General features: G+C 24.3%; 13 protein-coding genes. 1 reads left to right on the forward strand and 12 read right to left on the reverse strand.

Translation table 11 applies throughout. The annotated features are described in order from the left end of the window. Positions 1 to 85 precede the first annotated feature (85 nt). From ABLL_RS11585 to ABLL_RS11605, 5 genes are all read right to left on the reverse strand, one after another. Complete coding sequence (locus ABLL_RS11585; RefSeq protein ID WP_014474990.1) at positions 86 to 301, reverse strand: YdcH family protein; 216 nt, start codon at positions 299 to 301, stop codon at positions 86 to 88. Positions 302 to 380: 79 nt separating this feature from the next. Continuing rightward, positions 381 to 1,562, reverse strand: a complete 1,182-nt coding sequence (argJ, locus tag ABLL_RS11590) for a bifunctional glutamate N-acetyltransferase/amino-acid acetyltransferase ArgJ (protein WP_014474991.1) — start codon at positions 1,560 to 1,562, stop codon at positions 381 to 383. Between the two features lies 1 nt (position 1,563). After that, positions 1,564 to 2,691 carry a TrkA family potassium uptake protein gene (locus tag ABLL_RS11595; RefSeq protein ID WP_014474992.1) on the reverse strand — a complete coding sequence of 376 codons (1,128 nt, stop codon included), beginning with the start codon at positions 2,689 to 2,691 and terminating at the stop codon, positions 1,564 to 1,566. Positions 2,692 to 2,714: 23 nt separating this feature from the next. After that, on the reverse strand, positions 2,715 to 2,903 hold the full coding sequence (rpmB, locus tag ABLL_RS11600) for a 50S ribosomal protein L28 (protein WP_014474993.1): 189 nt from the start codon (positions 2,901 to 2,903) through the stop codon (positions 2,715 to 2,717). Between the two features lie 61 nt (positions 2,904 to 2,964). Beyond that, the gene (locus ABLL_RS11605) at positions 2,965 to 3,834 is read right to left on the reverse strand and encodes a glycosyltransferase (protein ID WP_014474994.1); all 870 of its coding nucleotides are present in this window, start codon (positions 3,832 to 3,834) and stop codon (positions 2,965 to 2,967) included. A gap of 79 nt (positions 3,835 to 3,913) precedes the next feature. On the opposite strand from ABLL_RS11605, the gene ABLL_RS11610 reads away from it, so the two are divergent. Further along, positions 3,914 to 5,149: an O-antigen ligase gene (locus ABLL_RS11610; RefSeq protein ID WP_014474995.1), complete on the forward strand. Its 1,236-nt coding sequence runs from the start codon at positions 3,914 to 3,916 to the stop codon at positions 5,147 to 5,149. Here the strand turns inward: ABLL_RS11610 and ABLL_RS11615 are convergent. Genes ABLL_RS11615 through ABLL_RS11645 form a run of 7 tightly spaced genes read right to left on the reverse strand, consistent with a single transcriptional unit; the run spans position 5,146 to position 12,738 of the window. Continuing rightward, positions 5,146 to 6,246 carry a glycosyltransferase gene (locus tag ABLL_RS11615; protein WP_014474996.1) on the reverse strand — a complete coding sequence of 367 codons (1,101 nt, stop codon included), beginning with the start codon at positions 6,244 to 6,246 and terminating at the stop codon, positions 5,146 to 5,148. The two genes, ABLL_RS11610 and ABLL_RS11615, sit on opposite strands and share 4 nt — an antisense overlap. After that, positions 6,243 to 7,544 (reverse strand): hypothetical protein, encoded by a 1,302-nt coding sequence (locus tag ABLL_RS11620; protein ID WP_014474997.1) that lies wholly within the window; start codon positions 7,542 to 7,544, stop codon positions 6,243 to 6,245. Before ABLL_RS11620 ends, ABLL_RS11615 begins: the two co-directional genes overlap by 4 nt. Beyond that, complete coding sequence (locus ABLL_RS11625) at positions 7,541 to 8,545, reverse strand: ELM1/GtrOC1 family putative glycosyltransferase (protein ID WP_014474998.1); 1,005 nt, start codon at positions 8,543 to 8,545, stop codon at positions 7,541 to 7,543. The genes ABLL_RS11620 and ABLL_RS11625 overlap by 4 nt, the downstream gene beginning before the upstream one ends. Further along, on the reverse strand, positions 8,542 to 9,564 hold the full coding sequence (locus tag ABLL_RS11630) for a glycosyltransferase (RefSeq protein WP_014474999.1): 1,023 nt from the start codon (positions 9,562 to 9,564) through the stop codon (positions 8,542 to 8,544). Before ABLL_RS11630 ends, ABLL_RS11625 begins: the two co-directional genes overlap by 4 nt. Continuing rightward, a complete protein-coding gene (locus ABLL_RS11635) occupies positions 9,561 to 10,379 on the reverse strand; it encodes a polysaccharide deacetylase family protein (protein ID WP_014475000.1) in 819 nt (272 codons plus the stop codon). Before ABLL_RS11635 ends, ABLL_RS11630 begins: the two co-directional genes overlap by 4 nt. A gap of 1 nt (position 10,380) precedes the next feature. Further along, on the reverse strand, positions 10,381 to 11,466 hold the full coding sequence (locus ABLL_RS11640) for a glycosyltransferase family 4 protein (RefSeq protein ID WP_014475001.1): 1,086 nt from the start codon (positions 11,464 to 11,466) through the stop codon (positions 10,381 to 10,383). A gap of 3 nt (positions 11,467 to 11,469) precedes the next feature. Continuing rightward, on the reverse strand, positions 11,470 to 12,738 hold the full coding sequence (locus ABLL_RS11645) for a nucleotide sugar dehydrogenase (RefSeq protein WP_014475002.1): 1,269 nt from the start codon (positions 12,736 to 12,738) through the stop codon (positions 11,470 to 11,472). Positions 12,739 to 12,743 lie beyond the last annotated feature (5 nt).

Here is a 12,743-nt window from a genome sequence, read left to right on the forward strand (position 1 = left end):
GTACTTCTTGTAATAATTTTTTAGAAAATAAAAAAGGGGATAAAAGTCAAAACTTTCATCCCCTTTTTATTTTTTAAATTAAAAATTAATTTTCAGCTTTATATTTTACAATAGTTGCAAAAATTTCATCTTTTAATTTTAATTTTTCTTTTTTCTTAGATTCAATTTCAAATTGATCAGCATGAGACTCTTCAAGTTTAGAAACTAAATCATCTAACTCATTGTGTCTTTCAAAAAGTTTGTTAAAATGTGCATCTTTTTGTTTTAACTCTGTAATTACATCTCTGTATTCGTGAAACATACTTATATCCTATGTGTTTAAATTTGAATTCGCCGATTATACTAAAAAAGTACTTAATTTTTTGTAAAATTATTTAATATTAACTTCTATAATCTGCATTTATCTCAACATATTTATAACCTAAATCACAACCATATGCTGTAAACTTACCATCACCTAAACCAATATCACAAACTATTTTATATTTATCTTTTTTTAGAACATCTGCTGCTTTTGCTTCAGTTTGTGCATCAAAACAGATTTCACCTTTATTAAATACAACAACATCATTATAAGAAATTACTAATTTTTCATCGTCACAATCAATTCTTGATGCTCCAATAGTTGAAGCAATTCTTCCAAAATTTGGATCTTCTCCAAAAAGTGCAGTTTTTACTAGAAGTGAATTAGATAATGCTTTTGCTGCAATTTCGGCTTGTTCATTTGAAACAGCATTGATCACTTCAAATGCTGCAACTTTCTTAGCACCTTCACCATCAGCTACCATTAACATCGCCATATCATGCATTACAAGTCTTAATGCTTCTTTAAATGCTTCTTTATCATAAGCATTTGATTTTCCATTTGCTAAAACCATTACTGTGTCATTAGTTGAAGTATCACCATCAACAGAAATTGCATTAAATGTAGTTTTACTATTTACAATTAATGCCTCTTTTATATCTTCAAAAGGAGCAGCAGCATCTGTACAAATAAAACAAAGCATAGTTGCAAGATTTGGATTTATCATTCCAGCACCTTTTGCAACAGCACCTATTTTAAATGAAGTTCCATTTTCTAGTTTTACTTCATACATACAAGTTTTTGGGTACGCATCTGTTGTCATAATTGCACGTGAAAGGTTTTCACCATTTTTAGCCATTAAGTCAAATTTTTTCGCACCTTCAACTAATTTTTCAATTGGCAATGGATTTCCTATAACACCTGTGCTACTCATAACAGGATTAATTAAATCAAAATCAAGTTGAGAGAACAAAGTATTAATTGATTCAATACCTTTTCTTCCAGTTAATGCATTTGCATTTTTTGAGTTAATTAATACAAAATTCGTTTTAAAATTTTCACCATATTGTAAAAAATGTTTTAAAGGTGCAGCTTGAAATCTATTTTCTGTAAAAATTGCTGCAACAGTACAAGCTTCTTTTGTATAAATAAATCCTAAATCGTTGTTTCCATTTGGTTTAAGACCTGCATGAATCCCATCACAATAAAATCCATCAATTTGATCGATATAACCTTTTATTGGTAAAATAGTAAACATTTTATATATCCTCTGGTTGTTTTGTTAAATTTATAATTTTTTTAGCTCTTGCTATACCTTTTTGAGAACCAACAAGCAATAATCTGCAATTTGCAATAATTGAAGTTGTACCTTTTGGCATTTGGATAAATTTATCATTTCCTTCTGTAATACCAATTACTGAAACTTTTAATCTATCTCTTAAACGTAAATCTTTTAATTCTCTATTTACTACCCAAGAATTTTCTCTAACAAATACTTCTTCCATATCAATTGGAGTATCTTTTTTATATAAAAACTCATCAAGAACATTTTCCATATCAGGTCTTATAGCCATGGCACTTACTCTTTTTGCCATCAAAGATGGCGTTGCAACCACTTTATCTGCTCCAAGTTTTTTTAACCTTATTTTTTCATTTTGAGTTTCTGCATTCGAAATAATTAAAAAAGGAGCTCTTCCTAATTCTTTTTCATAAAGTCTAACAGAAGCAATTAATGTAATATTATCTGAAATATTTTTAGATAAGGAAATAGCTCCTTTTGCAGAACTTAAATGTGATTTCAAAAAAGCTATCTCTTTATAAGGTTCTTCTTTCACAAAATAAGGATAGTTATTCTCTTTTGCTATTTGCTCAATATCTTCACTTGGATCAACAACAACGAAGGGCACATGATTTTCCCTAAATTGTCTAGCTAATTGTGCGGTATATTCATTATGATAACATATTACAAAATGACGTCTTAATCTTGCTATTTTATAAAGCATTTTTCTTTCCTTTAATAATTCTAGTAAAGAACCATTTGCTATAACATCAATTACAATCCCCACTGAAAATGTAAGAATTAAAAACCCAGCAATCATCAATGTGACAGTAAAAACAATACCTTGATTACTGAAATTTGCTTCATTTAATGCACCAAAACCAGTAGTTGTAAAAGTATATGCTGATTGAAAAATTGCATGCATAATCGAATAATCTTCAATATATACATAACCTAATGTTCCTATCATCATAATAAGCTGAATAAGAATTAAAGGTAATCTAAAAGGTTTTAGTTGAGAGTAAATTAATGGATTTAAATCGTATTGAGGTTTGACTGTTCTAATTTCCCAGCCAATAGCCTTCTTTATCTTAGTAAAGATGCTCATGAAAGCACTTTTCTAGCGCCTTCTTATGAGTGTTTTTTAAGAGTTCTTAACTCTTTTGCAGAAATTTTTAATTTAGTTGTTGTTCCATCTTCTAATGTAACTCTAACTGTTCTAATATTTGGTAAAAATCTTCTTCTAGTTCTGTTTTTTGCATGACTTACGTTGTTACCAACCATTGGTCCTTTTCCAGAAATTGCACATTTTCTTGACATTTGTCTTCCTTACATAGTGAAAAATATTGGCGTATTGTATCTTAATTTTCTTAAGTTAAATTTAAACATTTTCTAAGATATAGTTTATTTTTTTTAGATTTTCCTTTAAATCAAACTCTAAAGCTAATTTTTTATTCTCTTTTTTTATCTTTTTTAACTCATTTTTATCTAATAAAACAGCATCAATTTTAAATGCAATACTTGGATCAGTCGGTGAATCCATTGAAGCAAAAACATCTACAACTTCTTTTGCATCATTTTCAATACTTAAAAAAACTACACATTTACAAAACATTGCTTTTATTACATTTGAAGAAAAAGATTTATTATAAGTTGGCAATAAAAATATATCTGAAGCTAAAAATAAATCATCAATATTTGAATAATTTTCAAATAAAATAATCTTATCTTGTAAGTTTTGATATTTTGGAAGCTGAAATTGTAAAGCACTAATTTGCTTTTGCTCACCTGCAATAATTATCTTAAAATCAGGATAAGTTATAGAAGAACAAATATCCAAAAACTCCTTTATACCTGAAGTTTTAAAATTTTTTGCAGTAAATAAAATCAATTTTGTTTTTACATCTATTTTTAACTCTTCACAAATCTTAGCTTTTACATCTTTTGGCTTTTTATATTCAATATTTATTGAAGGATAAATTACTTTTATTTTTTCATGAGAAACTTTTGTTTTTGCAATAATTTGATTCATTGAAGCAAAACAATTTGTTATGGTAATTTTTGAATTTTTAATATTTTCAATTGATTTTTCATCTAAATTACCTGAATGAAAATATACATCTGCATATTTTTTTTTATTGAATAATGAAATTAAAAAATTTCCTTCTTTTAAAACTTCAATATTTTCTTGCTTTTTTAATTCTTCAATTAATAAATTTGATGATTTGTATGAAATTGTTGTTTTATTCATAAATTATTTTTTAGAGCCTTTTTATTTTTATTAAGATAATATCCTTTTTCAAATTATAATTTAATATGAAAAGAGAAATTTGGCTACTTTATTAGAAAAATTAAAAAATACTCCTCGCATTGACTATATAAATTATTTAATCCTTCTTTATGCATTTACTTTAAGTTTTCCTAGTGAAATTAAAAGAGTTATTGCAATTTTAATGATTATCTTATGGATAACTGATAAAACAAAATATGATTTTGAATTACCTAAAACAAACCTATTTTTATTTTTCTGGATATTTATAGGATACTCATTACTATCATATTTTTGGAGTGACGTTTCTTTTCAAGAAGCATTAAAATATATAAAAAGATATTGGTACTATCTACCCATTTTTGTTATCTTTAAATATTTAAAAAAAGAATATTTTGAACTTGCTATCTCTTATTTTTTAATAGGTATGTTTATAAGTGAAATTTTATCTTATGGAAATTATTTTGCCTTCTGGCAAATAGGTCTTGGAAAACCTCATGACCCTACTGTATTTATGCAACATACTCTTTACAGTATCTTTTTATCAATAACTGCAATTTTTTTAATGTTCAAAATTATTCATGAGGAAAAGAAAGAAAGAAAAATCATATATTTTTTATTTTTTACTACTGTAACAATAAATTTATTAGTAAACTCAGGAAGAACTGGTTATTTTACTCTTTTTATTACAATTATTATAGTTATTTTATCTATTTATAAAACAAATTTAAAAATACTTATCATTACTTTATTTACTATCTTTGTGACACTATATCTAAGTTACAATTTATCAGCAAATTTTAAAACTAGAATAAATGCAATAGAATCTGATATTACAAATGTAATTAACAATTCAAATTATAATACATCTATAGGTGCTAGAATTGGATTTTGGGTTATTACAAAAGAAATATTAAAAGATCATCCCTTATTAGGCGTAGGAATTGCAAATAATATAAATAAAAAAAATGAATATATTATAAATAATAAATTAGAAAAAAAATACAGTTATAATAAATATTTAGTTCATTTTCATAATAATTTTCTTGAAATAATTACTCAATTTGGTATTATAGGATTAGGATTTTTTCTATATTTATTTTATTTAATTGTAAATATACCAATAAAAGATAAATCTATTTATATATTAAAAATCTCAACTCTTAGTATTTTTTTATTAGGTAGCTTAACAGATATGCTATTTTATTTAAATGATACTATGTTCTTATTTTCATTTGTTATTGGAATAATTTTAGCTCAATATAAAATTGAATATCAAAAAAAGAAAATTTATTAACAAAGAGTTAAGTATTGTTCTATAATATTCTTTTCATTAAATTTTGCAATGTACTCATCTTTTATAATAATATTATTTTTTATAATTTGTTTCATTTTTAATGCTAAATCATTTGAATCATTTACTTTTGCTAAATATTTTGATAATTCTCCTGTTAAAATTTCACTTGGACCAGAAATACAGTTTGTTGAAACAACAGGTGTCCCTAAAATTAAAGATTCTATTAAAATAGTAGGTAACCCCTCTCTCTCAGAAGATAAAACTAAACATTTTGCATTTTTTATATAAGGATAAGGATTTTTTTTAAATCCTAATATTACAACTTTATCTTCTAAAGATCTATCCTTAATCATTTTTAATAATTCTTTATTTTCATTACACAGTAGAACTAATTTTAGATTTACTTCAGATTTTTTATAAGAGTCAAAAAGAATATCATGTCTTTTAACTGATCTAAATGCTGATGCACTTAATATGTAATCTTCTTTTATAATTTCAACTTTTTCATCAGCTTCTTTTCTAATTTCATCAAAATCAAAAGGATTATATATACATTTAACAGATTTATACTGGATATTTAATTCATCTAAATCTTCTTTAATCTTATTTGCAACAATAATTAATTTTTTATTTTTATATATTTTCTTATATAGTTTATATTTTTTCTTAGCACGAAAATAATCTCCTTTTGATTTAAATTCTTCAATCTCTTGAAAATAAGAAGTGTGAATACAAAAATAGACATTGTTTCTAATTGAATATTGTAAAACTCTATCTGATGCAGGTAAATTTGATAAAATTAAATCAAATTTTTGATTTTCTTCTTTCTCAATAGAAAATAGCTTCTTTTCTAAAAGATAATGTAATCTTTTATCTCCAATAAATGAAAATAATTTATGATATTTTCTATTTGTAGTCAAACTAATGATTTTACACTTTTCATTATTAGATAAATCGTAACTAATAATATCCTCAAGTAGGATGATATATATACTATGTCCAAATTTTTCAAACATATTAAAAAGATTTAAAACTACTTTTTCAGCACCACTTCCTGCAAGATTTGTAACTACTAATCCTATAAGATATTTCTTCATTGTATAATGTCTATAATAAATGATTTCAATAATTTTGTATTTTTATTTAAAGAAAAATTTTTTACAAAAGATTTATAGTCTGCATTAGTAGTTCCTAACCTTGATTTTAAGAGTAACTTGTTATATTCTTTTTCTACAATTTTATGATCAATATTAAAATCTATAATTTCATTAATATCTAAATTTTCATTATATTCAAAAACTCCATGTAAATTCCGAAACCATGCTTTACCAAATATTAAAGATGTTTTTCCTCCTGTTACAGCTTCCCAAGCAACTGTACCAGTGATTGTTGAAACAAACTGAGATTTTGATATTAATTCATAAGTACTTATATCATTTGATATATATTTAACATTTTTGAGTCTTTCAAGTCTTTTAAAGAAATACTTATCCCTTTGAAAAAACAGTTGTTGAGGATGTTCTTTTACATAAATAAAAAAATCTTTTGGCAAAATTTCTGATAATCTTTCAATTGCTAATATTTGATCATTATACATACCACCTAAAGTTGAAGTATGAAGCTCAGGTTGTAAGTGTAATGCAAAATAGACAAATTTTTTATTAAAATCTACACTTTTTACGGCACTATTTAAATATTTTTTAAATACTTTACATTTAAAATAACTATCAATTATATAACTAAAAGAAGTGTGTACCCTTTTATTAAAGCTCATTTTAAAAATACTACTAAAAAACTCTATCAGACACTGTTGTCTTCTTCTTTCAATCTTTAAACCTTTTTTTACTACAGAATCTTTTTTAAAAACTTTTTCTAAATTAATAAATTCTATTTCCTCAGAAGAATCAGGTATATCATTATAAATCCCAAAATCTTCAATATCATAAACATAAAAGAATCTATCTGCAAATAAAGGATTATTATAAAATAATACAGTTTTAAGCTTTAATTCTTTTGCGATATAATAAACAATTAAATCTATCCCATTATGAGGGATATTTGTGAAAATTACATAATCAACATTTTTAGAAAGCATGTAAAATGCATAGTCGTATAAGATATTAAACATATTTACTAATTCATAATAAGACTTCCCTTTTGTTTCTCTCATTCTTACATATGTATTTAATATAGAAGGTAATTTATCCAAAACATTGAAATATATTTCATCTTTTTTACCAATATAATTATCTTTTAACGCTAGTTCTATTTCTTGTTCAAAACTAGGATTTTTAAAAAACCAATGTATAAGATTAATATTACCCTCTTTTCTTAATTCATCAATAACTGGATAAAAAACACTACTTGTTCCAACAATTACCACATTATTATTCAAAATAATTCCTTTATTTTGTTTTTAAAATTTAAGTTAATATTCGTTGGTTTAATAAAATCTAAACCTAGTGTAAAATTAAATATATCAATTTTCTTAATAAAGTTATTTAACTCAAATTTATTTAATATATTTTTATAATTCTCATCCGAATTTGAATATTCATTTCCAATTGTAAAAACATCTTTCGCTGAAGAAATTGCTTCACTAATCATTGAAGAGCTTTCTTCTGTTACAAAAATAGCTTCACTCAAGCCTAAAAATGCTAGTAAAACTTTTTCTTCTTTTTTATTATATGAAACAAAATATGAACAATAATCTTTTAATTCCATTTCTAATCTATTTTCTACAGATAATGGTGTTCTTCTTGATGTTGTGATAAGCCATCTGATATTTTTTTCTTTTGATATTTTTCCTACGAAATCAATTAAATCAGTATAAAATTTATCTTCATATTTATATCCAGCGCCATCTCCACCTATTAACAATGAATAATACTTTTGGTTAATATCCAAATTATGTAAAGAGGAAAATTCTATTGATTTTTCTAATAACTTTTCTTTTGTAATTGTATTTGGAGCAACATCTAAAATTATTTGGTTTTTGTATCCTAAATCAATAACTGTAGTTACATAAGTAAAAAGTTCTTCTTTTAGTCCTCTTAAAGCTCCATTTAAAATATTTTTACAATTATATGCTTTTGAAAACCAAGCATTTATATTTGAAACATTTCCACCTGTTGAAATAATTAAATCTGGATTATTTTTTGGTAGTTTATAATTTTTATAAAAAAAAGATAAATATTTTAATCTTGATTTTCTTTCAAAAAATGAGGAGAAATTATTGAGTAAAAATCTCAATATTTTTCTTGAAAATTTAGATTTTATTTCTACTTCAATATATTCAACCTCTAAATTTGGGAAAATTTCTCTTAAATAAAAAAGTAACCCCTCAGTTTGATTGTAATGACCTGGTTTATCATCTTTTAAAAATAAAACTTTCATCTTAATACTTCTTTATAAACTTCAATAGTTTCATCTACCATATTTTCAACCGTTAGTTTATTTTCACATAACTTAAATATTTTTTCAAAATCATTTCTTACTTCTTGAAAGTTATCTTTCACAAATTCTATTTTTTGAGAAATATTTTTATAATCATCAAATTTTAAAATATATTTTTTTCCTAAAAATTTTTCTAAATCTGAAACAGGTGTAGAAATAAATGGTGTATTACAAAACATTGTTTCAACAAAAGTATAAGGAAAACCTTCATTATCTGAGCACATTACAAATAACGAAGAATTAAAGATGATTCTTTTTACTTCAAAATTTTCTAAACTTCCTGTAAAAGTGATATTATTTTCTATAGCTAAATCTTTTGCTAATGATTTTAAAAAACTACTTTCATTTCCATCTCCAACTAATATAAGATGAACATCAAATAACTCTTTTATTGCTTTTATTAATAACTCAAATCTTTTGACTTTTGTAAATCTAGCTACACTACAAATAATAAATTTATTTTTTTCAATATTGTATTTTTCATATAAATCTACTCTTAAATCTTCATTTTTATCAAAATAAATTCCATTATAAATTGTTTTATGATTTTTATTTTTTAAATTCGAAGCAATTTTATCAGATACACTTATTACAAAATCTGACTTATCAAAAGATTTTAAATTATTCTTAAAATTATGCAATGTTGATACATGTTTAAAACCACCATAAAATTTCTTTAATTTTGAAATCATGTATGTTGCTTTATTTGCTTGAGTATGAATAATGTCAAATTTATTATTTTTGATAATTTTATATAGTTTATAAAGGATTATAAGATTATTTCTGCCTTTTGATAAATCTAAAGGAATAAAATTTACATCTAGAAAATCATTTCTAAAATCTTCATGAGCAATAACAGTTATGTCAATTCCTCTATTTTTCAACTGTTTAGATAATTCAATTGTGTGTTTTTCTAAACCACCATCTTCGTTTCCAGCTAAAATTTGACATATTTTCATTTATTCAACCCTCTCATTCCTCTTTTCATTTTTATTTTAAATGATAAAAAATTATCTTTCCCACTAATTGTAACTCTTTTTAATTCAAATTTTTTATTTTCATTTAAACTATCTATCCCTTTTGTAGTCGTTGTTGCATTTGTATATCCACTATTTTTTGCAATTTCAACATCTTTTTCATCATACAATCCAAAAGGATAACAAAAAGATTTACAAGTTATATTAAATTTATTTTCAATTTCTATTTTTGAATTTTGAATTTCATTAATCTTTTGTTCTTTTGTTAAATTCAATAAATTATCATGTGTCATTGTATGAGAGCCGATTTCTATTAATCCTGAATTAATCATCTCTTTTATTTGTTCATCTTTTAATTTTGGTTCAAATTTTAATTCACCATCATTATTTTTCTTCTTTCTTTTTGAAGACCATTCTCTATCATGTCTATCAACAACTACATATATAGTTGCTTTTGCATCGTATTTTTTTAAAATTGGATATGCATTTGTAAAGTTATCTTCATAACCATCATCAAAAGTAATTGAAATTGATTTAAAAGGTAGTTCATCTTTTTTTTCTATTAATTCAGACATAGTAAAAAAAGTCCAACCATTATCTTTTAAATATTTTATCTGTTTTTCAAACTCTTCTGGTTGGACTCTTAAACCATTAAATCTAGCATTTTTTTTATGTGAACTAACCATATGATACATTAGAATTCTAGGATTTTTTAAATCTACTACTTTCGTCCACCAAGCATATCTAAAAGAGTAATACATAAATAAAATCACTATAAAAATCAATAAATATATCAAATCAAATCACCTTTTTATAAACTTCGATTGTATTTTTTACCATATTTTCCAAAGAAAAATTAGAAGCTATATAATTATATCCATTAAACTTTAGATTTTTTGATTTTAAAATATTATTAGCTAGCTCTTTTTCATCTCCTACTTCAAAGAAAAAGCCATTAACATTATCTATAATTATATCTTTTACTCCACCATGATTTGTAGCAACTACAGGAGTATTTAGAGCTATTGCTTCAGCAACTGCTCGTCCAAAACTTTCAGGTTTTTTTGATGAACTAACAACTATATCACTTAAAGCATAAATTTCTGCTATTTTACTTTGGCTTCCAGTGAAAATGATATTATCTTGCAAATTCAACTCTTTTATTAAAATTTTCAAAGAGTTTAAATAATCTTCTTTATCACTTCTTGTTCCACCAACAATCAAAGCTTTTAATTGAGGAATTTCTTTTTTTACTAAATTTATTGCTTTGATAAAAGTTTCATAATCTTTTAATTGAGTTACTCTTCCAACACTTGAGATTATAAATTTATCTTTTAAATCATATTTTTCTTTAAATTCATTTATAAAATCTTCATCTAAGTTGGAAGGATTAAAAAGTTCTAAGTCAATCCCTCTTGGAATTACAGTTATTTTATATTGTGGTGTTTGATAATTTTTTTGAATATACTCTTTTATACTATTACTTACACATATAACAGCATCTGCTTTTTGCATAATTGAACTATAAAAACCTACACTATTAAAACCATGAACAGTGCTGACAACTTTTATATTTAATCTTTTATTTGCAAAATAAACAAGCCAAGCAGGAACACGACTACGTACATGAATAATATCAGGTTTTAGTTCTTTTAAAATTTTTTTTAAACTATTTATTCTTGAAATTGTAGTAAAAATATTTTTACTACAAACATCAAACTTTATAAAAGTTCCTCCATCAAGATTTATTTGATTTTCAAGTTTTCCACCCAAACTAATAACAAAAGATTCTATTCCTTTTTTAACAAATTCGCGGTTTAGTTCAACAACACCTCGTTCAACTCCACCTTCATTTAATTCAGGTAAAACTTGCACTATTTTCATAGATTATAACTTCCAAGTAGGATTAGGAACTATTCCTTTTACATCAATCACTATTTTTTCACCTTTTATTAGATTATTATATTCCTCTTCAGTTATTGTTTTAAATAGATTATGACCAACAGCTACAACTATTGCATCATATTTTTTTTCATTTTCAAAAGGATTTTCTACAAAGTTATAATCATAATAACCTTTATCTTTTTCATCAATCCAAGGTTCATAAACATCTATAATAGCTCCAAAATCTTCCAACTCTTCAATAATATCTACTACTTTTGTATTTCTTATATCAGGACAATTTTCTTTAAAAGTTAATCCCATCATTAATACATTTGAATTTTTTATAATTTTTCCAGATTTTATCATCAATTTAATTGTTTTATCTGCAATATATTTTCCCATTGCATTATTTATTTGTCTTGCACCTAAAATCAAATTTGGTTTATATCCCAACTCTTCAGATTTATAAGTTAAATAATATGGATCAACACCTATACAGTGACCACCAACAAGTCCTGGTTTAAGTTTTATAAAATTCCATTTAGTTGCAGCTGCTTCTATAACATCATTTGTATCTATATTCATAGTATCAAAAATTAGTGCTAATTCATTTATAAGTGCGATATTTACATCTCTTTGCGTATTTTCTATTACTTTTGCAGCTTCTGCCACTTTTATTGAACTTGCTTTATGAGTTCCTGCAACTATTATTGAATTATAAAGTTCATCTACAACATCAGCTATTTTTGGAGTTGAACCAGAAGTTATTTTAAGTATTTTTGTTACAGTATGTTCTTTATCACCTGGATTTATTCTTTCAGGGCTATATCCACAATAAAAATCTTGATTAAATTTTAATCCTGAAATATTTTCCAACTGTGGAACACAAACTTCTTCTGTAACTCCAGGATAAACTGTAGATTCATAAATTACAATATCATCTCTTTTAAGAACTTTTCCAATTGTTTGGGAAGATTTAATTAAAGGAGTTAAATCAGGTCTATTTGATGAATCAATAGGAGTTGGAACAGTCACTATATACACATTACAATCTTCTATCTCTTCTATATTTGTTGTATATATCATTCCATTTGAAATTGATTCTTGAACTTCTTCTTTTGTTAATTCTAAAGTTCTATCATATCCATTACTTAACTCTTCAACTCTAGGTTTATTAATATCAAATCCTACAACTTTATATTTTTTACTAAATGCATGAGCTAGTGGTAATCCAACATATCCAAGACCAATTATACAAATCTTTTTATTCAATTTAT

Origin of the sequence: Arcobacter sp. L, assembly GCF_000284235.1 — a bacterium.
Classification (GTDB): Bacteria; Campylobacterota; Campylobacteria; order Campylobacterales; family Arcobacteraceae; genus Aliarcobacter; species Aliarcobacter defluvii.